This is a genomic window from Luteibacter sp. Sphag1AF (genome assembly GCF_014192715.1).
Classification (GTDB): domain Bacteria; phylum Pseudomonadota; class Gammaproteobacteria; order Xanthomonadales; family Rhodanobacteraceae; genus Luteibacter.
Window position 1 is genome coordinate 462,642 of sequence record NZ_JACHYH010000002.1, and the last position, 25,241, is coordinate 487,882.

Here is a 25,241-nt window from a genome sequence, read left to right on the forward strand (position 1 = left end):
CGGCAAGTCCATGTCGGCCGACGGCGCCACCGTGGCGCATCGTTTCGCGCCCTGTGCGCTGATTCCGATCTACAACCATAAAGAAACCATCACCCGCACCGTGCAAGCGTTGCGCGCGCACGGGCTGCCGGTGGTGATCGTGGATGACGGCAGCGACGCGCCCACCCGCGACGTGCTGGACACGCTGGTTGCCGACACCCCGCAGGTCACGCTCATCCGGCTTGCCCGGAATCAGGGCAAGGGCCGCGCGCTCTGCGCCGGCCTGATTGCGGCGCACGACGCAGGTTTTACCCACGCGCTGCAAATCGACGCCGATGGCCAGCACGACGTTGCCGACGTGCCCGCCTTTCTTGCCGCATCCCAGGCGCGTCCCGCTGCCATGGTCTGTGGCAAGGCGCTGTACGACGACAGCGTGCCGCGCGCCCGCCTGTATGGCCGCTACCTCACGCATGTTTTCGTCTGGCTGGAAACGCTGTCCTTCGACATTGCAGATTCGATGTGCGGCTATCGCCTGTATCCGCTGGAAGCCACGCGTGCCGAAATCGCGCGCGCCCCGCTTCCGGCACGCATGGACTTCGACACCGAAATCGCCGTGCGCCTGCACTGGCGCGGCGTGCCCGCGCTGAATCTGCCCACCCGGGTCATCTACCCGGAAAACGGGCTCTCCCATTTCCGCATGCTGCGCGACAACGCGCGCATCACCGCCATGCACACGCGACTGGTGCTCGGCATGCTGATCCGCGCGCCGCGCATCCTGGGTCGCCGTCTCTCCGGAGCTTTCCGCTGATGCGTTATCTGCTGCTTTTCCTGCTCTGCCTGCTGCCCGTGGGCCTGGCCCATGCCGATGCCACGGCGCCGCGTCCCGCCCTGCTCGATCAGGTGCTGCAACAGCTGGCGCGACACGGCAAGGTGCGCGCGAACTTTACCCAGACGCGCGAGAACCCCGCGCTCGCCCAGCCTCAGGCAAGCCACGGCGACCTGCTCTTCGTGGTCGGCCACGGCATGATCTGGCACATGCGCGAACCTCTGGAAGACACGCTGGTCATGACGCCTTCCGGTGCATCGCGTATCGACGCCAACGGCGACATCGCTCCCGTACGTGACGGCAACCGGGGCGTCACCCAGGTGTCGCAGATGCTGCAATCCATGCTGGCTGGCAACGCGGACGAGCCGTTGCGCCAGTTCGACGTCACCGTCGAGGGATCGCTCGCTCACTGGAGCATGCGGTTCACACCCCGCCAGTCGCGCATGGCAAAAGTGCTGGCCGCCATCCAGTTGAGTGGCAACGAATATCTCCAGGCCATCGACGTGGAGCTGCGCAGTGGCGAAGCCACCCGCATCCGCTTCGAAAACACGCGCGACGCCGGTGAACTCACGGGCGTGGAACAGCGGGCGCTTGGCGGCCCATGATGCGCCTGACACCCGGCCTCCGTGCGAGCCTGTTCGGGCTGGGTGCGCTCGTACTCACGCTGCTGGGCGCGTGGCTGCTGTTCGGTCGCGGCACCTCGCCATTGCAGACCGACCTGCTGGCCATGCTGCCGCCCACCGAGCGGCAGCCGGTCGCGGAAGAAGCCGTGGAGCGTCTTTCGCGCGCCAGCGGTGATCGCCTCGTATTTCTTCTGGCCAGCAAGAACGATGACGACGCCAAAGACGCTGCACGCACATTCGGTGCGGCGCTTGCGGGCAAGCCTGGCATCGCCAGTGCCATTGCCGAACTGCCGCCGTTTGATCTGGATCAGCTGACCACGCCGTTCCTGCCGTTCCGCTTCCACCTGCTGACCGCCGCAGATCGCGCGCTTTGGCAGGCGCCGTCTCCTGACGTGGCCGGAATGCTCACCCGGCGCCTCAACGAGCCGTTCGGTGCAGGCATCGGCACACGTCTCACCGACGATCCGTTCGGCACGTTGCAGCACTGGCTCAACACCCAGCCATTCAATCGCAGCACCCTGATTCCCGAAGACGACCTGCTGACGGCACACCGTGGCGACACGACCTACGTGATGGTCATCGCCACGCTGGCCGGATCGTCGTACGACGATCAGATCCAGCGCCCCGCGCTCGCCTCGGTAGAGGCCGCCACACACACAGTCACGGCCGCGCATCCGGACGTGCACATCCTGCGCACTGGCACAATGTTCTACGCCGCCGCCGCACGCGCGGGCGCCGAGCGCGATGTGCACGTGGTCGGCATCGCCTCCACCGTGGGCATCGCACTGCTGCTGATTGGCGTGTTCCGCTCGCCACGGCCGCTGCTGCTCGCGTTTCTTTCGACCGCCATTGGCGTGATTGCAGCGATCACCATCACCATTGCGATCTTCGGCCAGTTGCATCTGCTGACGCTGGTGTTCGGCGCCGCGTTGCTGGGCGAAGCGGTGGACTACTCCATCCAGTACCTGTGCGCACGTGCCAACGCAGCGCAGGCGTGGAACGCCGAAGCCGGCGTGCGACAGGTTCGGCCGGCGTTGCTTCTCGCCCTTGCCACGTCGCTTCTGGGCTACGCACTGCTTGGCATGGTGCCGTTCCCCGCGCTTCGTCAGATGGCATGCTTTGCCATCGTCGGCATGCTGGTCGCCTGTTTCAGCGTGCTCTGGCTGCTGCCGGCACTGGCCAGGCCCGCAGCACGCCGACCCGTATCGCCTGCGCTATCGCGCATCGCGCTGTCGTGGCAACGCCCCGTCAGCACGCTGGCGCAGGCACGTCGCGGACTGGTCGTTCTCGGCGTGCTTGTAGTGGCCGCCGCGCCAGGCTGGTGCCTGCTGGACCATGACGACGACATTCACCTGCTGATTTCGCCGCCCGCCGTGCTGGAGCAGGACACCCGCGACATCGCCAGCATTGCCGGCATGGGCACGGGCAGCCAGTTCTACCTCGTGCAGGGCGACACCGTGGAGCAGACGCTGCAACACGAGGAAGCGCTGACGGCACGCTTGCAGGCGATGATCGAAGCGAAACAGCTCGATGCATGGACAGGCGTGACCACCATGCTTCCCTCGGCGCAGCGCCAGCAGTCCAACAGGGATGCCTTCGCACGCGTCCTTGAAAACCGTTCCGTTCTTGCGGACGCCGCCGAAAAAGCCGGCTTCCGCGCTGGTGCACTGGATGCCTTCGCCAACGCGTGGCCCGGTCGCCCGATGACGCTGGACGACTGGATGGCGATGCCCGTCTCCATGCCGTTCCATTATCTGTGGATGGGCCAGCGTGGCCACGCGTTTGCCAGCATCGTGCTACCCCAGGGACAGGACGACTCCGCACAACTGGCCGCTGCGGCCGACGGCCTTCCCGGCATCACGTTCGTGGACAAGCCGGCCAGTGTTTCCGCACTGTTTGGCCGCTATCGCGGCTACGCCGATGTATGGCTGGGTGCCGCCCTGCTGCTGGTGGGCGTCGCCTTTGCCTGGCGTTACGGCTTGCGCGCCGCGCCGCGCGTGCTTGCGCCGCCGTTGCTCGGCATTGGCCTCACACTGGCCGCACTGGGTTATCTCGGGCAGCCACTCACCCTCTTCCACGTCATGGCCTTGATGCTGGTGCTGGGTGTGGGCGCGAATTACGCCGTATTCCTGCGCGAAGGCGAGCCACATACCGCGCAGCGTCCGGGTGCCGCCTATGCCGGCGTGCTCCTTTCGGCCATCACTGCCCTGTTGTCGTTTGGCCTGCTGGCATTGAGTACGATGCCGGCCCTTCGTCACTTCGGTACCACCCTGCTTCTGGGTATCGGCTTCACCGTGCTTCTGGCACCGGTCAGCCTGCCCCGCGAGACTTCCCGATGAACACTGCATTCGCACTACGGAGTAACCGCCCATGAAACGCGTCGTTGTCACGGGCATGGGCGGCATCACTCCACTGGGTAAAGACTGGGACACCATCGAAGCCCGGCTTCGCGCGGGTCACAATGCGGTGCGCCGCATGCACGAATGGGACTACTTCGATTCCCTGAACGGGCGCCTCGGCTGTCCTGTGGACGACTTCGTGCTGCCGGACTGGCCGCGTCGCCACCTGCGCTCGATGGGCCGCGTCGCCCGCCTCGCCGTCGCCGCCAGCGAGCTGGCGTTGCGCGACGCCGGCCTCGAAGGCAATCCGGATATCAGCGATGGACGCATGGGCGTGGCCTATGGCTCGTCCGGCGGCAGCATCGAACCGGCACGCACCATTGGTCACATGCTGGAAACCGGCTCGATGCAGGGCGTCACTGCCACCAGCTACATCCAGATGATGTCGCACACCACGGCGGTGAACATCGGAGTGTTCTTCGGCCTGAAGGGCCGCATCATTCCCACCTCCAGCGCGTGCACCTCGGGCAGCCAGGCCATCGGCTACGGCTACGAGGCCATCCAGCAGGGCAAGCAGACCCTGATGGTCTGCGGTGGCGCGGAAGAACTCTCCGGCCCTGGCGCAGCGGTGTTCGACACGCTGTTCGCCACCAGCACCCGCAACGACGAGCCGTCGCTGACGCCCCGGCCGTTTGATGCCAGGCGCGATGGCCTGGTGGTGGGCGAAGGCGCTGCCACGCTGGTGCTTGAAGAATACGAACACGCGAAGGCACGCGGCGCGCACATTTATGCGGAAGTCATCGGCTTCGGCTGCAACTCCGACGGCGCGCACATCACCCAGCCCACTCGCGAAACCATGGCCGCCGCCATGCGCATGGCCCTGGCGGATGCGTCGCTCGCACCGGAAGCCATCGGTTACATCAGCGCCCATGGCACCGCCACCGATCGCGGAGACGTGGCAGAGAGCCATGCCACCGCCAGCGTGCTCGGCACGGACGTGCCCATCAGTTCGATGAAAAGCTATGTCGGCCACACGTTGGGTGCCTGCGGTGCACTGGAATCGTGGTGGGCCATCCAGATGATGCGTGAGGGCTGGTTCGCTCCCACCATCAACCTGACCCAGCCCGATCCCGAATGCGCACCGCTGGATTACGTGACCGGCGAAGGACGCGCGATCCGCACCGATCACGTCATGAACAACAACTTTGCCTTCGGCGGCATCAACACGTCGCTGATCTTCAAGGCGTACCACGGATGAAGCGCGTGGTCGTCACCGGCATGGGCGCGGTGTCCTGTCTGGGTACAGGCGCCGATGCGCTGCTGGACGGCTTGTTCGCCGGGCGCAGCGGCATCGTGCACGTACCGGCATTCACTGAGCTTGGCATGCGTTGCCAGGTGGGCGCGCCGGTCGATGCAGGACTGCTGGACGAAGCTCCGCGCAAACTGCGCCGTTACCTCTCGACGCCGGCCACGTATGCGTGGCACGCCATGCGCGAAGCCATCGCACAGTCCGGACTGGAAGACACATCGCTGGCAGGGCGCGACTGCGGCCTGCTCATGGGTGGCAATGCCGCGCTCAGTGAACATGAGGCTGCCTTGCACGCGCATCGCACGCGCGGCATCTCACGCATGTCGCCATTCACGGTGCCGCGTTGCATGACCAGCGCGCTACCGGCCAGCCTGGCGCACGCATTCGGCATCGGTGGGCGCAGCTATCTGCTGAGTTCAGCCTGCGCCAGCGGCGCGCATGCGATAGGCCAGGCCATGGAACTGATTCAGCTGGGTCGACAGAACATCGTCATCTGCGGTGGCGCCGAAGAGCTCGACGAAAAAACCGCCATGTGTTTCGACGTGATGGGTGCGCTGTCTGCCAGCGGCGTGTCGCGCCCGTATGACGAGCAGCGTGATGGCTTCGTGCCGGGTGCGGGCGCTGCCGTACTGGTGCTTGAATCCCTCGAACATGCCACCGCGCGCGGCGCGACCGTCCTGGCTGAGCTCGTCGGCTATGGTGCCGCCAACGATGCGCAAAGCATGGTGCAACCGGGCGTCGACGGCATCGCGGAAGCCATGCGTCAGGCGCTGGAACAATCCGGCGCCACTCCCGATTACATCAACACGCACGCATGCTCCACACCGCAGGGCGACCTGATGGAGTGGCAGGCCATCCACGCCGTGTTTGCTGAACTTGGCCACACGGTACCGGGCATCTCATCCATCAAGGGCGGTATCGGCCACGCTCCGGGTGCAGCGGGTGCCCTCGACGCCGTGGCGTGCATCGGCATGATGCAGCGTCAGTCCGTCCCGGGCATGGCCATCGCACAGCGCGAGGCGGCATTTGCATCGACGCCACTGCTGACCGGCACGACTGCGGCAACGCTCCGCACCGTGCTGAGCAACAGCTTCGGCTTCGGCGGCAGCTGCGCAACGCTGGTTTTCCGGAGGGAGGCGGCGTGATCGACATCCAGATTGACGCATGGCGCGCGTGGGCACCGGGCATTGACGCCGATGCCGCCTGGCGCGACTGGGCAAGTGCACCGCGCGCGCTGATCGACAGCGGCCAGCAACCGTCATGCGCGTTCATTCCCGCGATGCAACGCCGTCGCCTGAGCCGGCTGGCGCGCATCACGATGGATGTCGCCTGGCCGCTGTGTGCCGACGACGAACAACTGCCGTTCGTCTTTGCATCGCGTCATGGCGAAACGCCGCGCACGTTCGCGCTGCTGGAAGACATCGGCCGCGATCAGCCCCTGTCGCCGACCCAGTTCGGCCTGTCGGTGCACAACGCCATCGCCGGACAATGGTCGATTCTGCGTGGGCAGAAAGGCGAATCGGTCGCGCTGGCCGGCGAAGGCGACACCTTCGAGCACGCCATGCTGGAAGCGGCGGCGCTCCTTCACGAAGGCGCGCCGTCCGCGCTGGTCGTCATGGCAGAGGAACAGCCCGCCGAAGCGCTGCGGTCGTGGATCGACGATGTACCGTTCTCCTATGCCGTCGCACTGCGCGTGTCGTTGCCCGACGCCTCCTCATCGGCTACCCGCTGGCGCCTCAGCCTGCACGCCAACGACGCCGATGCCCGGCCCGGTGCATGGCCAAATGCACTGGATTTTCTGCGCGCTTTGCATGACCCTCACGCGCCCGTTCAACATGCATGGAGATCACGCCAATGGAAGTGGCACCGACTACCGTGACCCGGCGCACCAACGCCTATCCGCTGCGCCTGGTGTCCACGGCGCTGAGCTTCGCTTTTTTCGGTATGGGCGGGCTGTTGCTGCGAGCGCTCATCCTGCCCGTGGTGTGCCGTTGGCCGGGCAGTCCCGAAGTGCGCCGTCGCCGCGCCCGACGCACGGTCGGCTGGGCGTTCTGGCTGCACTATCGCTTCATGATCGCCAGCGGTGTCCTGCACTTCCGCTTTGAAGGCAAGGAGCGCCTGGGCAAGCCCGGGCAGATGATCGTGGCCAACCATCCGTCGCTGATCGACGTGGTGTTTCTTCTGGGCAACATCCGCGACGCCAACTGCATCGTGAAGCGCAGCCTCTGGCGCAATCCGTTCATGCGTGGGCCCATCAGCACGGCACAGTACATCAGCAACAGCGGCGGCCCGGAAATGCTGGACGAAGCGGCACAGGTCCTCGCCGATGGCCAGGCTCTGCTCGTGTTTCCCGAAGGCACCCGCACCACGCCGGGTACCGCACCCTGCTTTCATCGTGGCGCCGCAGCCATTGCACTGCGCAGCGCGCGGATCGTCACGCCCGTATTCATCACCGTCACCCCGTCGATGCTGACCAAGGCCGAGCCCTGGTACCGCATTCCGCATCGCCGCCCCACCGTCACCATTCGGGTGGGCGAGGACATCGAGGTTGCCACCTTCAGAGAATCAGCGCCCCTGCCGATAGCGTCGCGCCGGCTCAACGATCAGTTGCACGACCTCTACGCAAGGGAACTGGGTACATGACCGATCTTGAACGCGACATTGCCCAACTGATCATCGACACACTGAATCTCGAAGAGACCACCGTGGCGGACATCCCCGCGGACCTGCCACTGTTCGGCCAGGGTCTCGGGCTGGATTCGGTGGATGCCCTGGAACTGGCGCTGGCGCTGCAAAATGTCTATGGCATCAAGCTGGCCGCCGACTCGCGTGATGCGCGCCAGCATTTCGCCACTGTCGGCAACATGGCCCGGTTCGTTGAAGCACAGCGCCTGCCATGCAACGACTGAGCTCACTCATCCTGGCCGTGGTTGGCGTGCTGTATCCCTTCATCGTGTATTTCGGGATGGAGCACATGTCCACGCCGCTGTTCGCGATGCTGCTGGGCGCCATCTGGCTGATTCGCGCACCTGCACTGATGCGCCAGCCCGGTGGTCGCTGGATGCTGGGAGCGGCACTGGTTTACTGCATGTTTCTTGCCGTCAGCGGTGAGTCGGTGGTGCTGCGCTGGTATCCCAGCCTGATCTGCGCGCTGCTGCTGTGCGCCTTCGGACTCAGCCTGCGCTACGGGCCGCCGATGATCGAACGCATCGCGCGGGTGACCGAACCGGACCTGCCTCCGGCTGCCGTGCGTTACACACGCAAGGTCACCTGGGTCTGGGCGGGCTTTTTCGCGTTCAATGCGATCACCTCCGGCGTGCTCGCCGTGTATTCGCCGCTGAATCTGTGGACGCTGTACAACGGCATCATCGCCTACTCGATCATGGGCGTGCTGTTTGCCGGCGAGTGGCTGCTGCGCCAGCGGTTGCGTCGACGCATCAGTGACGCACCCATGAATGCCGCGGCACAACGCCTGGCGACGCATCCATGGGTCGAGCAGGCCCATGCGGGCTATGCGGGAAAGCTCGGGGCGGGCATGGTCGTGCTGCTGTCTGCGGCCGGTCGCATGGCACTGCTGCGCCACGGCCGCAAAGGACTGGTCAGCGAGCTATCCACGCAGGCCGTCGATCCGGCAGACACCGAGCTGTCCGCACCGCGCATGTGGCGCTTTCCGGATGCGTTGCCGTCCGTGGTCACGCGCCGTCATGTCGATACCTGCCTGCGCCAGCCGCTGCCGGTGGCGCCGGTTATCCTCGCCGAGCGCAGCACGGAGTCAGGTCACGTGCTGGAACTGGCACTGCCGCTGGATCTCGCCTGCTTCGCCGATCACTTCCCCGAGGCTCCCGTGTTGCCGGGCGTCGTGCAGGTGGGCTGGGCGCTGGATTTCGCGGCTGCGCGCCTTGGTACGCCCCGGCAATGCCGCAGCATGGATGCGCTGAAGTTCCAGAGCCTGCTGCGACCCGGGGATCGTGTGGACCTGGAGCTGACCCACGACGCCGAAAAGCAGCGCCTCACCTTCGCGTGGCGCCGTGGACAGACCCACTATTCCTCCGCACGAATGCAACTGGAGACCGTGGGTGTCTGATCCCGCCGATGGCAGCCTGCACTGGGCCGCACAGCGCGAGCGTGGCAACTTCATGGCCATCAAGCTCACCGCCTGGGCGGTGCGCTCGTTTGGCCGCCGCACCATGACGCCCCTGCTCTACGCCATCGTCTTCTATTTCTTCGCCACCGGCCGCACGGCACGGCGGCACATCCGTCTTTACCAGAAGCACCTGGCTGACTGGAGCGGACGCCCCGGGCTCGCTCCGCGCACAGGCAGCGTCTTCGCCCAGTTCATGCGCTTTGGCGAATGCCTGCTTGATCGCCTGGATGCATGGCGAGGCAAGCTCGGCCCCGCCGACGTGGACATGCACGACCCGTCCGGCGTGCGCGATGCGCTGCGCGCCAGTGGCAATGGCGTGCGTGGCCAGATTCTGGTCTGCACGCACCTGGGCAATCTCGATGTTTGCCGCGCCATGGCCGAGGCCGGGGAGCGCGTGCCGCTGAACGTGCTGGTGCACACCCGCAACGCCGTGCATTTCAATCGCGTGATGAATGAGGCAGGCGACCACGGCATGCGCCTCATCCAGGTCAGCGACCTGGACACCGCCGTGATGATGGACCTGTCGCAGCGCCTTGCGCGCGGCGAATGGATTGCCATCGCCGGCGACCGTATTCCGTTGCACGGGGGCCGCAGCGTCACCGTCGATTTTCTCGGGCGCCCCGCCGCCTTCCCGCAGGGCCCATGGCTGGTGGCCAGCCTGCTGCGCTGCCAGACCAACCTCATCTGCTGCCTCAAGATCAAAGGCCGCTACCGCATCCATCTGGAACGTGGCCCGGACGCCTCGGCGTGGGACCGCCGCGAGCGCGATGCGCGTATCAGCGAATCGGTGCGCGGTTATGCCCACTGGCTGGGCCAGCGCTGCCTCGATGCGCCACACCAGTGGTTCAATTTCCACCATTACTGGAACGACAAGGACTAAGCCCATGCGAGCCAGCGGCGTACTGCGTGCGCAGATTTCTGTCGACGTGCCCTTCTTCGATGTCGACTCGATGGATGTGGTCTGGCACGGCCACTACGTGAAGTATCTTGAACTGGCACGTTGCGCGCTGCTGGACGACCTGGGCCACAACTACGCCCAGATGCGCGCAGCGGGTTTCGTGTGGCCCATCATCGACATGCAGCTGCGCTACGTGCGCGCTGCGCGCTTCGGTCAGAAGATCACCGTTCGCGCCGACCTCATCGAATGGCGCAACCGACTGAAAATCCATTATCTCATCAGCGACGAGGCAAGCGGCGAGCGACTGACGCTTGCAAGCACCGTGCAGGTCGCGGTCAACGGCGCTGGCGAGTTGCAGCTGGAATCCCCCGCTGTATTCATCGACGCCGTGGAGCGCCGGATCGCATGACTTCCCTTCCTCTCATCTGCACGGCTGCCCTCCCATGAAGTACGCCAGCGCTACCTACGTTGAAGAAACCCGCCTGGGATTCATCTTTCTTCGCACGCACACCTGGCAGCACCACGTGCTTCGCGTGGCCATCAATGACCTGAAACGCGTCATCGGCGAACCGCTGCCGCAAGGCGGCTGTCTGGTGGACGTGGGGTGTGGTCAGGGCCGCTCGTTCCGTCACCTGCGCGATACGTTCCGCCCGGATCGCCTGATCGGGCTGGACGCCGACCCGCACAGCGTGGATCTTTCGCGGGCCGAAGCGAAGCGAGAGAACATTCCCGTCGAGTTGATCGTGGGAGACTGCGCGCACATTCAATTGCCTGACGCCACCGCAGACATCATCTTCTGTCACCAGACGTTCCATCATCTGGTGGAGCAGGAACGCGCGCTGGACGAGTTCTGGCGTGTGCTCAAGCCGGGCGGCCTGCTGCTGTTTGCCGAGTCGACCAAGGCCTATATCGACACGTGGGTGATCCGCTGGTTCTTCCGCCATCCGATGCATGTGCAAAAGAGCGCGGACGAATATCTGGACATGCTGCGTGGTCGCGGCTTTGTCTTCGAACCGTCGGCTGTATCGCTGCCCTATCTGTGGTGGAGCCGTTCGCGTGATTTCGGTCTGCTGGAGCGCTGGGGCATCAAGGCAGCGCCGCCGGTAGGGCAGCGCGAGGAAACCCTGGTCAATGTCGCGGCACGAAAGCCGCTCGACGCCACGTGAAAACGTATCTGAATGCGCTGGGAGTGGTGTGCGCGCTGGGACAGAACAAGTCCAGCGTGGCCGAGGCCCTTTTTGCAGGCGAACGCGGTGGCGTTCGCTCCACGCCCGGCTGGATGCCAGCCCGTCAGGTGGCGCTGGCGCATGCGCCGCATACGCTGAACGCCCTCCCGGCCGGTACGGCGACGTGGCGCGACAACCGCAACAATCGCCTCCTGCTTGCCGCGGCACGCGACATCGAGGTAGACGTACGCGACGCCGTAAGCCGCTTCGGCGCCTCGCGCATCGGCGTGGTGATCGGCAGCAGCACCACCGGCATCGAAGACGCCACGCGTGCCATCGCGCAGCGCGAACGCGACGGCGAGTGGCCCGCTGACTACCACTATGCCCATCAGGAACTGGGTGCGCCTGCGGCCGTACTGGCCGACCATTTCCAGCTGAGTGGCCCGGCGTATGGCATCTCCACGGCGTGCACATCCAGCGCACGCGCCATGCTGAGCGCCCGTCGCCTGTTGCGCATGGGCGTGTGCGATGCCGTGATCTGCGGCGGCGCCGACACATTGTGCCGCCTGGCCATTCACGGCTTTCATGCACTGGAAGCCGTGGACAGCGACACCTGCCGCCCCTTCTCGCGTGAACGCGGCGGCATCAACATCGGCGAAGCGGCCGCCCTGTTCCTCATGACGCGCGAACCTGCGCGGGTGGAACTGGCCGGCGGCGGCGCCAGCTCAGATGCCTGGCATCTTTCCTCGCCAGACCCGCAGGGCCACGGCGCCTTGCAAGCCATGGAGCGCGCACTGGCCAGCGCGGGCATCGCAGCCCACGCCATCGACTACATCAACCTGCACGGCACGGCGACCGAGCATAACGACGCCATGGAAAGCATCGCCGTCGCGCGGCTGTTCGGTCAGGTGCCCTGCTCGTCCACCAAGGCCATCACCGGACACACGCTGGGCGCGGCAGGTGCACTGGAAGCCGCATTCTGCTGGCTGTCCCTGAATGACACCGCCGCCGCGCGCCGCCTGCCGCCGCACGTCTGGGATGGTCTGGCCGATGCCGCGCTACCCGCTTTGCGCTTCACCGACGCGAGCAGCCGCCTGCCTGAAGGCGGCCGCCGCTATCTGATGAGCAATTCCTTCGCGTTTGGCGGCAATAATGCGAGCCTGATTCTGGCGGATGCTGCGTGATGTCCTGGCCCATCGAACAATTGCTGCCGCACGCCGGCGCCATGATCCTGCTGGACGAACTCATCGAGTGCGAAATCGAACGCGTCGTGTGCACGCGCCGGGTGCAGCGCGGTGCCGCCTTCACGGATCGCGATGGCCTTCCGGCATGGGCAGGCATCGAACTCATGGCGCAGACCATCGCGGCATGGAACGGCTACAACGCCCGCGTGGCAGGCCAGCCCGTGCGTCCCGGCTTCCTGCTGGGCACGCGCAGCTACCGCTGCAACGTGCAACATTTTCCCATCGGCACTGAGCTTCGCATCGAAGCCGTGCGCGGCTTCCACGACGACGAAGGCATGGCCGCGTTCATCTGCCGCATCGAGGCCCAGGACATGCTGGCCGAAGCACGCCTGACCGTGTTCAGTCCGCCGGATGCCAGCGTCCTGCTCGACCCCGAAACAAACATCATCAAGGAGCCAACTCATGGCTGACACCATTCTGGTTACCGGCTCCAGCCGGGGCATCGGTCGCGCCATCGCGCTGCGCCTGGCGCGCGCCGGATACGACATCGTGCTGCACTGCCGTTCGCGTCGCGACGAAGCGGAAGCCGTGCAGGAGGAGATCAGCGCGCTGGGGCGCGATGCCCGCATCCTGCAATTCGACATCTCTGACCGTGCCGCCTGCGCACAGACGCTGGAAGCCGATGTGGCCGCACACGGTGCGTACTACGGCGTGGTGTGCAACGCGGGCCTGACTCGCGACGGCGCCTTCCCGGCACTGACCGGCGACGACTGGGACCAGGTGCTGCGCACCAACCTCGACGGCTTCTACAACGTGCTGCATCCGCTGGTCATGCCCATGATCCGCCGCCGTGCGGCCGGCCGGATCGTCTGCATCACGTCCGTGTCCGGCATCATCGGCAATCGCGGGCAGGTCAATTACAGCGCGTCCAAAGCGGGCGTGATCGGCGCAGCCAAGGCCCTGGCGGTGGAACTGGCCAAGCGCAGGATCACCGTGAACTGCGTGGCTCCGGGCCTCATCGACACAGACATGGTGGACGCCGAACTGCCGCTGGAGGAAATCCTTGCAATGATCCCCATGCAGCGCATGGGCAACGTGGAAGAAGTAGCCGCCACGGTGCAGTTCCTCGTCAGTCCCGACGCTGGCTACATCACCCGCCAGGTCATCGCGGTGAATGGCGGCCTCTGCTGACGTCACGGATTTCGCGTTAGGCTCGACCCATGAGCCCCCTGTTTGCCCAGCGTCTGTCTGCGGTCGTCGAGTCTGACCGGCTGGCCGATGTGGTGCGCGTGCTGCTGGCTCTGGGAGGCGTACTGCTCTGGTGTGCCATCCACGGGCCACGTACCGCCGCCATTCCGGCGCTGCTGGGCGCCATCGCCTGCGCGCTGGCTGAAACCGACGACGCATGGCGCGGCCGCCTGCGAGGATTGGCCGTCACGCTTGGATGTTTTGCCGTGGCGGCCATCGTGGTGCGCTGGCTGATCGCCACGCCGTGGCTTTTTGCGCTTGCCCTGCCGGCAGGAGCTTTCGGCCTGGTGATGCTGGGTGCCATCAGCGGGCGATACGCCACGATTGCCGCCGCCACGCTCATCCTGTCGGTCTACACGATGATCGACACCGACACGGCGGGCACATCCGGCATGAACTGGGCGGGCACGGTGCACCTGCTGGGAGGCGCGGCCTGGTACGGCGTGCTGTCGTTGCTGTGGAGCGTTCTGGCGCCGCAGCGTGCGCTACGCCTGTCGCTGGCACGGGTTTTCCAGGCGCTGGCCGCACAACTGGAAATCAAGGCTGCGCTGTTTGAGCCCGTGCACGACCTGGATCGCCATGCGCTGAACGTGACGCTGGCACAACGCAACGCGCGTACCGTTGAGGCGATGAACGAAGCGCGCACCGCCCTGCTCGACCGCATGGGAAGGCGCCAGCCCCGTGGCCGCATGGCGCAGCGATTGCGTCTGTATTTCACCGCACAGGACATCCACGAGCGCATCAGCTCCGCGCACTACCCATACGACGCACTTGCCGACGCCCTGTTTCACAGTGACATCCTGTTCCGCTTCGGCCGCCTTCTCCGCCTCCAGGCGCAGGCATGCCGGCAACGTGCGGACGAAATCAGGCGCACGTTGCCACTGGGATCACTCGCGCTGCCACACGCCGCGCTGGACGACGTGCGTGCCGCGATCGCGCACCACGGAGAACCCCGCGATTCGTCCATCGAGGAAGCGCTGGCCGGATTGCTGCGCAATACCGAGCGCCTGCAAGCCGCACTGGAAACCGAGAGCGACGGCGTACGCGAGGTCGACTACACGCTGCAAAATCCGGACCCACCCACCATGCGCGACGCATGGCGTCGCGTGCAGGTCCAGGCAACGCCCCGCTCCATGCGGTTTCGTCACGCCGTACGGCTTGCCGCCGGCATGCTGGCCGGGTACGCATTGCTGCTGGCGGTTCATCCCAATCACGGCTACTGGATACTGCTGACGACGCTCTTCGTATGCCAGCCCGGTTACGGCGCCACACGCCGGCGGCTCATACAACGCGTGGGTGGCACGCTGGCTGGCCTGCTCGCGGGATGGGCGCTGCTGCACCTGCTGCCGGGCGGCGACTGGCGACTACCCGTGATCGTCCTGTCCGGCGCAGCATTCTTCGCGTTTCGCCACAAGCGCTACACGCTGGCCACGGCAAGCATCACGCTCTTCGTGCTGCTGTGCTTCGATCAGACGGGTGCGGGCTATACGGCGATAGGTCCACGCCTTGTCGACACATTGATGGGGGCAGCCATCGCAGCGCTCGCGCTGCACTTCGTGCTGCCGGACTGGCACGCGCGACGACTGGAAGACCTTCTTGCCGACAGCCTGGCCGCCGATGCGATCTACCTGCGGCGCATCGCCCATCAATATGTGAGGGGAAAAGTGGATGATCTTGCGTATCGCGTTGCGCGCCGGGATGCTCATAACGCGCACGCCGCGCTTGCAGGCTCCGTCACCGAAATGCTGGCCGAGCCTGTGCATTCGCGTGAACGTGGCGAAGTAGCACTGCGGCTGGTGACGGTGTCGCAGTCGGTGCTGGCGCATCTGTCCACGCTGGGTTCGCACCGGGAAGCGCTTCCTGCCGGCGTGGATGCGGAATCAACACTCGCGGATGTGGAAGCGCTTGCAGCGCACTTTTCCAGACTGGCCGCTGCCGCCCGCAGTCATGGTGTCGTCGCGCCGTGCGCTGGCGCGGCATGGGTCACCGAACTGGATGAACACGCCAGCACCCGGACAGGCCTCGTCCGCCTGCTGGCCCTGCAATGCGCCCTGCTGGCCCGCGATGCCGACCGCTTCGCGGCTCTGGTAACCGAACTGTGAATGCACTCTCCCGTATGGGAAAAGCGATGCTCTTTGTGCGTTGCGCCAAGGCTTGCCGGGGCCGGCGCGGTACGATGGGCAGCTTTTTCCTTCTTCTGGAGCTTCCTCCATGCGCCCGTTTCCCCTCGGCGACGATCTCGACACTCTGCGCGAAAGCGTCCATGCCTTCGCCGAAAAAGAGATTGCCCCACGCGCGGATCGTATCGACCGCGACAATCTGTTCCCGGAAGATCTCTGGGCGAAGTTCGGTGACATGGGCCTTCTGGGCATCACCATCCCCAGCGAATACGGCGGCAGTGATCTGGGCTTCCTTGCGCACATGGTCGCCATGGAAGAAATTTCCCGCGCGTCTGGCTCGGTAGGTCTCTCCTACGGCGCGCACTCCAACCTGTGCGTGCAGAACATCTATCACAACGGCAACGAAGCGCAGCGCCGGAAATACCTTCCCAAACTCGCCAGTGGCGAGTGGATCGGTGCATTGGCCATGAGCGAGCCGGGCGCCGGCTCCGACGTGGTCGGCTCGATGAGCTGCCGCGCCGAGCTGGTGGGTGACGTCTGGGTCGCCAACGGCACGAAGATGTGGATCACCAACGGCCCCGACGCCAACGTGCTGCTGGTCTACATGCGCACGGCGCCGCGCGCGGCGGGCAGCCGCTGCATGACGGCCTTCATCGTCGAGAAGGGCATGAAGGGCTTCTCCACCGCGCAAAAGCTCGACAAGCTCGGCATGCGCGGCTCGAACACGTGCGAACTGGTGTTCGAGAACTGCGAAATCCCCGCTGAGAACATCGTGGGTGAAGTGAACGAAGGCGTGCGCGTACTGATGGGTGGCCTGGATACCGAGCGCCTCGTGCTGTCCGGCGGACCCATCGGCCTCATGCAGGCAGCCGTGGATCTCACCCTGCCGTATGTGCGTGAGCGCAAGCAGTTCAACGCACCCATCGGCACGTTCGGCATGATGCAGGCGAAGGTCGCCGACATGTACACGGCGCTGCAATCGTCGCGCGGTTTTGCGTATATGGTCGCGCAGCAGTTTGACGCGGGCATCAAGTCACGTATCGACCCGGCCGCGTGCCTGCTCAATGCATCCACCAATGCCGTGAAGGTCGCCCTCGAAGCGATCCAGGCGCTGGGCGGCAACGGCTACATCAATGAATTTCCGGCCGGCCGCATCCTGCGTGATGCCAAGCTCTATGAAATCGGCGCGGGCACGAATGAAATCCGCCGTATGCTGATTGGCCGCGAGCTGTTCCACGGCAAGTCCTGATCCGCAACATCCTCCTGCGCACCACGGTGCGCAGGAGGATAAGCGGCTGTTACCAGTTCATCCGGAACGTGGCGCTGGCCGAGCGGGAGTTGTCGCGATCCGCCAGGCGCTGGTCCACATTGAATCCCAGCTGCGTGCGCTCGTTGAGATCCCAGCCCAGCGTCATGCCCGCCGTACCCGCACGGCGCGACAGGCCAATACCTTCCACGGGCGCCCACTGCGACACACCGGTATAACGCGCCGAGAACACTTCCCCGCGCGTGGCAAACGCGTTCTGCCAGCCCAGGCGCGCATCCAGGCGAAGCTTGCCCCACGAGGTAAGCCACGAGCGTCCGCCGCGAACACCTACGCCTGCCTGCCAGCGCGACGTTGTCTGCGCGTTGGCACTCAGGCCAAAGCCATCGCCACCGGATTCAGAGAACGCCGAACGACGGATGCTGGCGTACTGCATGTTCATGAACGGCGTGAACGAGAACGCGTCCGTTTGTCCCTGATAGCCGAATTCGCCATATGCCACGTTGTAACGGCCGGTGGCATCGCTGCCAACGAACGCGGCCTGCTCACCGAACTGGAGCGTGCGCTGCATGTTTTCGCGGTAGCTGCCGAAGCCCACGCGACCCACGCCGTACCAGCTGCCGCTGCGCGTTCCGGCGTAAAGCATGCCTTCCGTGCCGCGGCTGCTGCGACGGTCAGCGCTGCCGGTCAGCTGCCCCGTGGTGTTGTTCTGCCCCACAGCCATGCCGATAAAGCCGGTGCTGCCCAGGCGGATATCCGTGCCGACCAGCGCGCCATTGAGCGCAAACGACACATTGCCGAAGCCACCCCGGCTCATGCTCCCCTGCTGGCCCAGCGACTGCGTCCACGCACCCACCGGATTCGCGTTGTTCATCCGGTCGAAATGCGCCATCAACGCATCGTTGCTGGCGTCGATGCCTGCCAGCGTGACGGCGGTGCTGGCCGCGTGCAACTGACCGGACAGCGACTCAAGCGACGCCTGAGCCACCTGCGTGGTCGGCGACTGCTGGATTGCGCCCGCCGCGATGAGCATGTTCTCGTTGAGCGACGCGCTCCCTGCGGGGGCCGCAAGGCTCTGGTTGATCTGCTGGAACGCGCCATCCAGACGCTGCGCCGACGATAGGGCGGCCGACGACCCGGACATGCTCTGCGATGCTACTTTCGTGACGCTCAGTTGGCTCGTATTGACCCACACTTCCTTGGGGAGGTATTGCAGCTGGCTGGTCAGAAACACGCCCTGCGCGAGCGTCGTGGTGGCGAACTTGCCGTTCACGAATCCAGTGGTGGTCAGCACCGACTGATGCGACGTCACCGTGTATCCGGTCACGGCGCCCGCCACATAGAAATCGCCCCCCAGCGTCGCCGAGCCACTAACGATCAGCGGCGCACCAAGAAGCTGCGACAGCCGGCCCGTGGACGACTGCGTGTAATTGCCCGCGATATGAACCGCCGCCTGATCCGTCTGCAACGTGCCGTTATTCACCACGGTGCCACCGATATCGGCGCGCGCGATCAGCGTGCCGCCCTTATCGAGATTCACCTGGCCGGGCACTGCGTGCGCGGAATCCACGATGGAAGCGGCGCCGATATAGGTCGGGCTCGTGTATGTGTTGTTGCCGGTGAGCGTCAGCGTGCCCGCGCCGGATACCTGAAGCCCGCCGGTGCCACTGAGGTCGTTGGCAAACGTGTAGTTCCGCCCGCCCATCGTGGCCTGGAAAATGCCGTTGACCAGCTGACCCGGGCCGCGCACCGCTCGCCCGACGTTGACTGCGCCGTAGCCAAACACGGCATCGGGCCCGGGCGCGCCAAGATCGGTAGCCGTGCCCAGCAGCGTGGTGACGATCGACTGGTTGGAAAACGTGGGAAACGCGCTCCACACCACGGCAGCGGCGCCCGACACCTGCGGTGCGGCCAGCGACGTGCCGGTCCACTTCAGGTAACTGACGGAGGAGGTCGTGTCATTCGTGCCGCTGGTGACCACGGTGCCCTGTGCGGCGAGACAGTAATTGCGCGCGATGCCGCATGCGTTGGAATACGAGGCCAGCTTCGTCGGGTCCGTTTCGTCCAGTGCGACAACGGTCAGCCAGCTGCCGATCAGCTGGCCATTGGCGCGCGCAGGCAGCGCCGCGACGTCCGAGGGATTGGCTTTGCCATCATTGCCCGCGGCAAACACCACAATGCCGCCACCGGCAAATTTGGAATACGCGTTGACGAAGCTCTGCGTGGTCGTGGTGCTTGAGGCATCCCAATACACACCACCCCATGAGTTGTTCATCACGCGGGCGCCCGCGTTGTACAGATTCTCGTTGACCTGCTGCAACGGGTCAGCCGAGGTGACCTGGTTGCCCTGGCCCGAACCGTCGTCCGTGGGCGCCTTGTCGGAAATGATGCGCGCCGAAATGATCGTCGCACCCGGGGCCACGCCCCCGGCAAATTGTCCGAACGCCTTGCCGGCGGCAATTTCCGCCACGGCCGTGCCGTGACCCACCACGTCATCGACGTTGAGGTTATTGGTCGAGGGATCGACGTAATTGACGTTGGAGGTGACCCGTCCCGCCAGGGTGGGCTGATTGCGCATGACGCCGGAGTCGACGATGCCGATGGTCACACCTGCGCCGGTAAATCCCGCCGCCTGCGCGGCAGCGGCGTTGGTCTGCACGATCTGTGCGTTGTAGGCAGGGTTGGAAACGTTGGGAACCGTGGGCGCCACCACCACACCACCACCCACACTGCCGTTCATGGAAACGCCGCCACCACCGCCGCCGCAGCCGGAAAGGCCCACGACAAGACCAATTGCCAATACCAGCTCCCGCTGGCGCAACGAACTTACTGCGTTCAAAAGTATTCCCCTGGCTGACTTCAATGTCTGCGTTCGCGCTGAAACCGGCCGCGTCGCCCCTGCGCGGAGGATGCCACAGCGCATGCCACAAGTTGCGAAAAATCCGGCAACCCTGTGACGCCGCTCACTTTCTTCGCTGCACCGCAACATTGGCGTGACGAGCGCGACATCCGCCGTGTCGTTTGCCGCCCGCAGTCTCCCGCTGCGATACTTCCGCAGTTACCCGCACCCTTTCCGGTTGCGGCCATCTGAGTACCACGGAGTTCCCATGTCCGACGCCAACGTTGTCATCGCGGGTGCCAAGCGCACCGCCATCGGTTCTTTCCTCGGCCAGTTCACCGGCGTTCCCACGCCCAGGCTGGGCGCCATCGCCATTCGCGCTGCGCTGGCGCAGTCGGGTATCGATGGCAAGGACGTCAGCGAGGTGATCATGGGTTGCGTGCTGCCCGGTAATCTCGGCCAGGCCCCTGCGCGCCAGGCGTCACTTGAAGCGGGCCTGCCCACCAGCACTGGCTGCACCACCATCAACAAGGTGTGCGGTTCGGGCATGAAGGCCGTGATGCTCGCACACGACCTCATCAAGGCCGGTTCGGCCAGCATCGTGGTCGCCGGCGGCATGGAATCCATGACCAATGCGCCGCACATGGTCAATGCACGCACGGGCATCCGCTACGGCGATGGCCAGCTTGTGGACCATATGGCGTGGGATGGTCTGACCAATCCGTACGACGGCAAGGCCATGGGCGTGTTTGGTGAAAGCTGCGCGGACAAGTACCACTTCACGCGCGAGGAGCAGGATGCCTTCGCCATCGAATCGGTTCGCCGTGCGCAGGCCGCACAGCAGTCCAGCGCATTCGCCGACGAAATCGTTCCCGTCACCGTGCAGGGTCGCAAGGGCTCGCAGGACTTCAGCGAAGACGAACAGCCGGGCCGTTCCGACATCGCCAGGATTCCTACCCTGAAAGCCGCGTTCCGCAAGGAAAACGGCACCATTACAGCAGCAAGCTCCTCCAGCATTTCCGACGGCGCTGCCGCGCTGATCGTGCTGGGCGAAGACGATGCCCGTGCTCGCGGCATCACGCCGCTGGCCCGCGTGGTGGCCCATGCCACCCATTCGCAGGAGCCGGAATGGTTCACCACCGCGCCTGTGGGCGCGATCCAGAAGCTGCTGGAGAAGGCTGGCTGGTCGGTGGGCGATGTGGATCTTTTTGAAATCAATGAAGCGTTTGCCGTCGTTCCGATGGCTGTTATGCGCGAACTCGACATTCCTCACGAAAAGGTGAATGTCCATGGTGGCGCCTGTGCCCTGGGCCATCCGATTGGGGCGAGCGGCGCGCGGATCATCGTCACTCTTCTCAATGCGTTGACGGCCCGTGGGGCAAAAAGGGGTGTCGCCGCGCTTTGCATCGGCGGTGGCGAGGCAACAGCGATCGCTATCGAACGACTGTAAACACGGCGTCCGCTTTAATTCGATAAACAGAAAACGGTCAATTAATTAACGCACGCCCCGGTTTATCGACGGTTTATCAGGATGGCTACTTTTTAATGCCCCCTGAAGCGCTTTCAGTAAATCGGTAGCGAACCATGAACGACTACGCTATTAATACGCCCGCCTGACGGCATTCCACGGTTAAGGAGAAACAAAAATGAATTTGACGCGTACCCTTCTCGCCTCTGCGCTCGTCGCGCTTCTGGCAGCATGCAGCAACGGCGCGCAGGATTCCGCGCAGGATGCCCAGAAGCAGGCTGCTGATGCCCAGCAGCAGGCGGACAAGGCACAGCAGGCTGCTGATTCGGCAACCAACCAGGCCACCAGCCAGGCTGCCACCCAGGCACAGACCGCTGCTGACGACGCCAACAAGGCCGCCAGCCAGGCTCAGGCCGCTGCTGCCAATGCATCCTCGACGGGCGGCGCTGCTGCTGACGCTGCCAAGGATGCTGCATCGAACGCAGCCGACCAGGCTGGCAACGCGAAGGACGCAGCGAAGGAAGCTGCCGACAACGCGAAGAGCGCTGCTGACGACGCCAAGAAGAACTAAGCGTCTTAAGTTCAGTGTGCAATACGAACCGGCTGCCTTCGGGCGGCCGGTTTTTTTATGCGCGCGACCGTGCGGCTGGCACCACCGTTCTGCCACCCGCTTCACCCTTCCCGTTGTGCCCCGCAGCGTTAACCCTACCCGCCGCACCGCTATGATGTGCGTTTAGCCTGATCGCGAACGCCCATGCCTACGCTCACCTCCGCGCTCGATCCCCGTTCACCCTACTTCATCGCGGCCAGCCAGCGTCTGCGCGCCTTGACTGACGATTTGCGTGAAACCCTGCGCAAGACAGCCGAAGGTGGTGGCGCCAAAGCACGTGAGAAGCATGAGGCGCGGGGCAAGCTGCTTCCCCGTGAGCGCATTCGCGCCCTGCTGGACCCGGGCTCGCCCTTTCTGGAAATTGCGCCACTGGCCGCGCACGGCATGTACGACGACGCGGCCCCCGCCGCGGGCCTGATTGCCGGCATTGGCCGGGTTCGGGGTCAGGAAGTGATGGTGCTGGCCAACGATGCCACCGTCAAAGGCGGCACGTACTTTCCCATGACCGTGAAGAAGCATCTGCGCGCGCAGGAAGTGGCGATGGAAAATCGCCTGCCCTGCGTGTACCTGGTGGATTCCGGCGGTGCCTTCCTGCCGCTTCAGGACGAAGTGTTTCCTGATCGCGAGCACTTCGGCCGTATCTTCTACAACCAGGCCCGCATGAGTGCGCAGGGCATCGCGCAGATCGCGGTGGTCATGGGTTCGTGCACGGCGGGCGGTGCGTATGTGCCCGCCATGAGCGACGAAACCATCATCGTGCGTGAGCAGGGCACCATCTTTCTCGGTGGCCCGCCGCTGGTGAAGGCGGCCACGGGCGAAGTGGTGGATGCCGAAGCGCTCGGTGGCGCGGACGTGCACACCTCGGTTTCCGGCGTGGCCGACCACTATGCAGAGAATGACGCGCACGCGCTCTCCATCGCGCGCGACATCGTGGGCAGCCTGAATCGCGTGAAGCACGTACCGGTTGCGTTGCAGCCGGTGATCGAGCCGCGCTATCCGGCCAACGAACTGTATGGCGTGATTCCCGAGGACACCCGTCGCCCGTTCGATATCCGGGAAATCATCGCGCGCATTGTCGATGATTCCGAATTCCACGAATTCAAGGCGCGCTACGGCAAGACGCTGGTCACCGGCTTCGCGCACATTCACGGCTATCCTGTGGGCATCGTGGCCAATAACGGCATTCTGTTCGGCGAATCCGCGCAAAAAGGCGCGCACTTCATCGAGCTGTGCAATCAGCGCAATGTGCCGCTGGTATTCCTGCAAAACATCACCGGCTTCATGGTCGGCCGCAAGTACGAAAACGGCGGCATCGCGAAAGACGGCGCCAAGATGGTCACGGCCGTCGCCTGCTCGCATGTGCCCAAGTTCACCGTCGTCATTGGCGGCAGCTTCGGCGCGGGCAATTACGCCATGTGCGGCCGTGCCTATGGTGCGCGCTTCCTGTGGATGTGGCCGAATGCGCGCATCAGTGTCATGGGCGGCGAGCAGGCAGCCTCCGTGCTGGCCACCGTGCGTCGTGACGGCATCGAGGCCGCTGGCGGACAGTGGAGCGCTGAGGAAGAAGCGGCGTTCAAGGCACCGATCCGCGATCAGTATGAACATCAGGGGCACCCCTATTACGCCAGCGCGCGTCTGTGGGACGACGGCATCATTGATCCGGCCGATACCCGCCGGGTGCTGGGGCTGGCGATCTCCGCCTCGCTCAATGCGCCCATCGAGCAGGGACGATTCGGTGTCTTCCGCATGTGACAAGGCGCCAGAAGGCATTGGAGACATTGGTTTAGCTCAGCTGGCTAAGTCACTGCCCCATCGACATTCCTTGTCGCCGTGCTAACCTCGGCGACCCATGTCCGAGCACCACGATCCCGCAAGCCCGCACGTCCTCACGCCTACCGGTCTGAACCGGCTGGTGCGCGACTTGCTGGAAGACGCCCTGGGCACGGTGTGGATCGAAGGCGAGTTGTCCAATGTCGCTCGCCCTGCCTCGGGCCATGTGTACTTCACGTTGAAGGATGCTGGCGCGCAGGTGCGTTGCGCCATGTTCCGCACAGCCGCTTCACGACTCCGCTTCAAGGCGGTGGATGGCCTGCATGTACTCATTCGCGCGAAGGTCGGGCTGTATGAGGCGCGCGGTGAATTCCAGCTCGTGGCCGAGCACATGGAGCTGGCCGGAGAAGGCGCGCTGCAACGCGAGTTCGAGCAACTGAAGGCACGCCTCGGCGCCGAAGGCCTGTTCGACACCGCCCGCAAACGCGAACTGCCGCCCTTCCCGCGCCGCATCGGCGTCATTACCTCGGCGACCGGTGCCGCAGTCCGCGACGTATTGAGCGTGCTTGGCCGCCGCCTCCCCATCGCGGAGGTGGATGTGCTTCCCGTGCCCGTGCAGGGACGCGAAGCGCCACCGGCCATTGCCGCCATGCTGCGTCGCGCGTCGGCCAGCGGACATTACGACGTGCTGCTGCTCACCCGCGGCGGTGGTTCGCTGGAAGATCTCTGGGCTTTCAACGACGAAGCCGTGGCACGCGCCATTCACGCCAGCGCTGTGCCTGTGGTGTCGGCGGTGGGCCATGAAGTGGACTTCACCATTGCCGACTTCGTGGCCGATCTCCGTGCCGCCACGCCGTCCGCTGCCGCCGAGTTGCTGGTGCCTGATGGCGCTGATCTTGAACGCCGCCTGGAACGCCTGCGCCAGCGCATGGCCACGTTGATGTCGCGCCGTCTGCAAGCGCAGGCCCAGCGCGCGGATCATCTGCGGGCGCGCCTTCAGGCTCAACGCCCGCAGGCAAGGCTCGCTCGCGATGCGCAGCGTCTGGACGCCCTGCGTCAGCGCCTGCTGCGTGCCGTGTCGCAGGCCAATGCGCTGCGTGCCGCACGACTGGACCGACTGCACGGCCGTCTGCTCGCGCAACATCCCCGACAGAAGCTGCTGCCCTGGCAGCGACGCATCACCGAATTGCAGATGCGTCTGCGTTCTGCGATGGAACGGCGCATCGAACGGGACCGCGCCCGACTGACCCAACAGGCACGCACCCTGCACGCCGTGAGCCCGCTGGCCACGCTGGAGCGCGGCTACGCCATCGTGCTGGACAGCCACGAACGCGTGGTGCGCCAGGCCGATAACGTCGCGCCGGGCGATGCGCTGAAAGTGATGCTGGCCCAGGGCCAGATGACGGTCGTCCGCAAGGACTGACCCGGTCACGCCGGCTGAACGAGCCGTGCCG

Annotated in this window: 22 protein-coding genes; 21 read left to right on the top strand and 1 reads right to left on the bottom strand. The window is 65.2% G+C overall.

Annotated features, from left to right (window positions below; genetic code table 11):
• Positions 1-10 precede the first annotated feature (10 nt).
• The 17 genes from FHW69_RS09200 (at position 11) to FHW69_RS09280 (ending at position 17,085) form a co-directional block, all read left to right on the top strand.
• Complete coding sequence (locus tag FHW69_RS09200) at positions 11-787, top strand: glycosyltransferase family 2 protein (protein WP_183422748.1); 777 nt, start codon at positions 11-13, stop codon at positions 785-787.
• A complete protein-coding gene (locus tag FHW69_RS09205; protein WP_183422749.1) occupies positions 787-1,410 on the top strand; it encodes an outer membrane lipoprotein carrier protein LolA in 624 nt (207 codons plus the stop codon). Before FHW69_RS09200 ends, FHW69_RS09205 begins: the two co-directional genes overlap by 1 nt.
• Positions 1,410-3,767: an MMPL family transporter gene (locus tag FHW69_RS09210; protein ID WP_183422750.1), complete on the top strand. Its 2,358-nt coding sequence runs from the start codon at positions 1,410-1,412 to the stop codon at positions 3,765-3,767. The genes FHW69_RS09205 and FHW69_RS09210 overlap by 1 nt, the downstream gene beginning before the upstream one ends.
• A gap of 31 nt (positions 3,768-3,798) precedes the next feature.
• Positions 3,799-5,025, top strand: coding sequence for a beta-ketoacyl-ACP synthase (locus FHW69_RS09215; protein ID WP_183422751.1), 1,227 nt, complete (start codon positions 3,799-3,801; stop codon positions 5,023-5,025).
• Positions 5,022-6,221: a beta-ketoacyl-[acyl-carrier-protein] synthase family protein gene (locus tag FHW69_RS09220; protein WP_183422752.1), complete on the top strand. Its 1,200-nt coding sequence runs from the start codon at positions 5,022-5,024 to the stop codon at positions 6,219-6,221. The genes FHW69_RS09215 and FHW69_RS09220 overlap by 4 nt, the downstream gene beginning before the upstream one ends.
• Entirely contained in the window at positions 6,218-6,955 is a 738-nt protein-coding gene (locus tag FHW69_RS09225; protein WP_183422753.1) for a beta-ketoacyl synthase chain length factor, read from the top strand. The genes FHW69_RS09220 and FHW69_RS09225 overlap by 4 nt, the downstream gene beginning before the upstream one ends.
• Positions 6,931-7,719 carry a lysophospholipid acyltransferase family protein gene (locus FHW69_RS09230; RefSeq protein ID WP_183422754.1) on the top strand — a complete coding sequence of 263 codons (789 nt, stop codon included), beginning with the start codon at positions 6,931-6,933 and terminating at the stop codon, positions 7,717-7,719. Before FHW69_RS09225 ends, FHW69_RS09230 begins: the two co-directional genes overlap by 25 nt.
• Complete coding sequence (locus tag FHW69_RS09235) at positions 7,716-7,985, top strand: phosphopantetheine-binding protein (protein ID WP_183422755.1); 270 nt, start codon at positions 7,716-7,718, stop codon at positions 7,983-7,985. Before FHW69_RS09230 ends, FHW69_RS09235 begins: the two co-directional genes overlap by 4 nt.
• A complete protein-coding gene (locus FHW69_RS19025; RefSeq protein WP_255494718.1) occupies positions 7,973-9,160 on the top strand; it encodes a hypothetical protein in 1,188 nt (395 codons plus the stop codon). Before FHW69_RS09235 ends, FHW69_RS19025 begins: the two co-directional genes overlap by 13 nt.
• Positions 9,153-10,100 (top strand): glycosyl transferase, encoded by a 948-nt coding sequence (locus tag FHW69_RS09245; protein WP_343203999.1) that lies wholly within the window; start codon positions 9,153-9,155, stop codon positions 10,098-10,100. The genes FHW69_RS19025 and FHW69_RS09245 overlap by 8 nt, the downstream gene beginning before the upstream one ends.
• A gap of 4 nt (positions 10,101-10,104) precedes the next feature.
• Positions 10,105-10,527 carry an acyl-CoA thioesterase gene (locus FHW69_RS09250; RefSeq protein WP_183422756.1) on the top strand — a complete coding sequence of 141 codons (423 nt, stop codon included), beginning with the start codon at positions 10,105-10,107 and terminating at the stop codon, positions 10,525-10,527.
• A 34-nt stretch (positions 10,528-10,561) separates the two neighbouring features.
• Positions 10,562-11,284, top strand: a complete 723-nt coding sequence (locus FHW69_RS09255) for a class I SAM-dependent methyltransferase (RefSeq protein WP_183422757.1) — start codon at positions 10,562-10,564, stop codon at positions 11,282-11,284.
• The gene (locus FHW69_RS09260; protein ID WP_183422758.1) at positions 11,281-12,468 is read left to right on the top strand and encodes a beta-ketoacyl-ACP synthase; all 1,188 of its coding nucleotides are present in this window, start codon (positions 11,281-11,283) and stop codon (positions 12,466-12,468) included. The genes FHW69_RS09255 and FHW69_RS09260 overlap by 4 nt, the downstream gene beginning before the upstream one ends.
• Positions 12,468-12,938, top strand: coding sequence for a hotdog family protein (locus FHW69_RS09265; RefSeq protein ID WP_221195466.1), 471 nt, complete (start codon positions 12,468-12,470; stop codon positions 12,936-12,938). Before FHW69_RS09260 ends, FHW69_RS09265 begins: the two co-directional genes overlap by 1 nt.
• Complete coding sequence (gene fabG / locus FHW69_RS09270; protein ID WP_183422760.1) at positions 12,931-13,659, top strand: 3-oxoacyl-ACP reductase FabG; 729 nt, start codon at positions 12,931-12,933, stop codon at positions 13,657-13,659. The genes FHW69_RS09265 and fabG overlap by 8 nt, the downstream gene beginning before the upstream one ends.
• A gap of 29 nt (positions 13,660-13,688) precedes the next feature.
• Positions 13,689-15,818, top strand: coding sequence for a YccS family putative transporter (gene yccS / locus FHW69_RS09275; RefSeq protein WP_183422761.1), 2,130 nt, complete (start codon positions 13,689-13,691; stop codon positions 15,816-15,818).
• A 109-nt stretch (positions 15,819-15,927) separates the two neighbouring features.
• Positions 15,928-17,085 (top strand): isovaleryl-CoA dehydrogenase, encoded by a 1,158-nt coding sequence (locus tag FHW69_RS09280; protein ID WP_183422762.1) that lies wholly within the window; start codon positions 15,928-15,930, stop codon positions 17,083-17,085.
• Positions 17,086-17,134: 49 nt separating this feature from the next.
• Here the strand turns inward: FHW69_RS09280 and FHW69_RS09285 are convergent, their stop codons facing one another.
• Positions 17,135-19,900, bottom strand: a complete 2,766-nt coding sequence (locus FHW69_RS09285) for an autotransporter serine protease (RefSeq protein ID WP_183422763.1) — start codon at positions 19,898-19,900, stop codon at positions 17,135-17,137.
• 307 nt (positions 19,901-20,207) lie between these two features.
• Between FHW69_RS09285 and FHW69_RS09290 the strand changes: the two genes are divergently transcribed.
• From FHW69_RS09290 to xseA, 4 genes are all read left to right on the top strand, one after another.
• Complete coding sequence (locus FHW69_RS09290) at positions 20,208-21,389, top strand: acetyl-CoA C-acyltransferase (RefSeq protein WP_183422764.1); 1,182 nt, start codon at positions 20,208-20,210, stop codon at positions 21,387-21,389.
• A 196-nt stretch (positions 21,390-21,585) separates the two neighbouring features.
• Positions 21,586-21,978: a hypothetical protein gene (locus FHW69_RS09295; protein ID WP_183422765.1), complete on the top strand. Its 393-nt coding sequence runs from the start codon at positions 21,586-21,588 to the stop codon at positions 21,976-21,978.
• 183 nt (positions 21,979-22,161) lie between these two features.
• Positions 22,162-23,769, top strand: a complete 1,608-nt coding sequence (locus tag FHW69_RS09300) for a carboxyl transferase domain-containing protein (protein WP_183422766.1) — start codon at positions 22,162-22,164, stop codon at positions 23,767-23,769.
• A 97-nt stretch (positions 23,770-23,866) separates the two neighbouring features.
• Complete coding sequence (gene xseA, locus FHW69_RS09305) at positions 23,867-25,210, top strand: exodeoxyribonuclease VII large subunit (RefSeq protein ID WP_183422767.1); 1,344 nt, start codon at positions 23,867-23,869, stop codon at positions 25,208-25,210.
• Positions 25,211-25,241: the final 31 nt, after the last annotated feature.

What these genes read in the sequence shown, in the direction of transcription:
- xseA (WP_183422767.1), top strand. Translation starts at nt 23,867, where the DNA reads ATGTCCGAGCACCACGATCCCGCAAGCCCGCACGTCCTCACGCCTACC.
- FHW69_RS09230 (WP_183422754.1), top strand. Translation starts at nt 6,931, where the DNA reads ATGGAAGTGGCACCGACTACCGTGACCCGGCGCACCAACGCCTATCCG.
- FHW69_RS09280 (WP_183422762.1), top strand. Translation starts at nt 15,928, where the DNA reads ATGCGCCCGTTTCCCCTCGGCGACGATCTCGACACTCTGCGCGAAAGC.
- FHW69_RS09255 (WP_183422757.1), top strand. Translation starts at nt 10,562, where the DNA reads ATGAAGTACGCCAGCGCTACCTACGTTGAAGAAACCCGCCTGGGATTC.
- FHW69_RS09235 (WP_183422755.1), top strand. Translation starts at nt 7,716, where the DNA reads ATGACCGATCTTGAACGCGACATTGCCCAACTGATCATCGACACACTG.
- FHW69_RS09295 (WP_183422765.1), top strand. Translation starts at nt 21,586, where the DNA reads ATGAATTTGACGCGTACCCTTCTCGCCTCTGCGCTCGTCGCGCTTCTG.
- FHW69_RS09300 (WP_183422766.1), top strand. Translation starts at nt 22,162, where the DNA reads ATGCCTACGCTCACCTCCGCGCTCGATCCCCGTTCACCCTACTTCATC.
- FHW69_RS09220 (WP_183422752.1), top strand. Translation starts at nt 5,022, where the DNA reads ATGAAGCGCGTGGTCGTCACCGGCATGGGCGCGGTGTCCTGTCTGGGT.
- FHW69_RS09215 (WP_183422751.1), top strand. Translation starts at nt 3,799, where the DNA reads ATGAAACGCGTCGTTGTCACGGGCATGGGCGGCATCACTCCACTGGGT.
- FHW69_RS09210 (WP_183422750.1), top strand. Translation starts at nt 1,410, where the DNA reads ATGCGCCTGACACCCGGCCTCCGTGCGAGCCTGTTCGGGCTGGGTGCG.
- FHW69_RS09265 (WP_221195466.1), top strand. Translation starts at nt 12,468, where the DNA reads ATGTCCTGGCCCATCGAACAATTGCTGCCGCACGCCGGCGCCATGATC.
- FHW69_RS09200 (WP_183422748.1), top strand. Translation starts at nt 11, where the DNA reads ATGTCGGCCGACGGCGCCACCGTGGCGCATCGTTTCGCGCCCTGTGCG.
- FHW69_RS09250 (WP_183422756.1), top strand. Translation starts at nt 10,105, where the DNA reads ATGCGAGCCAGCGGCGTACTGCGTGCGCAGATTTCTGTCGACGTGCCC.
- yccS (WP_183422761.1), top strand. Translation starts at nt 13,689, where the DNA reads ATGAGCCCCCTGTTTGCCCAGCGTCTGTCTGCGGTCGTCGAGTCTGAC.
- FHW69_RS09290 (WP_183422764.1), top strand. Translation starts at nt 20,208, where the DNA reads ATGTCCGACGCCAACGTTGTCATCGCGGGTGCCAAGCGCACCGCCATC.
- fabG (WP_183422760.1), top strand. Translation starts at nt 12,931, where the DNA reads ATGGCTGACACCATTCTGGTTACCGGCTCCAGCCGGGGCATCGGTCGC.
- FHW69_RS09205 (WP_183422749.1), top strand. Translation starts at nt 787, where the DNA reads ATGCGTTATCTGCTGCTTTTCCTGCTCTGCCTGCTGCCCGTGGGCCTG.
- FHW69_RS19025 (WP_255494718.1), top strand. Translation starts at nt 7,973, where the DNA reads ATGCAACGACTGAGCTCACTCATCCTGGCCGTGGTTGGCGTGCTGTAT.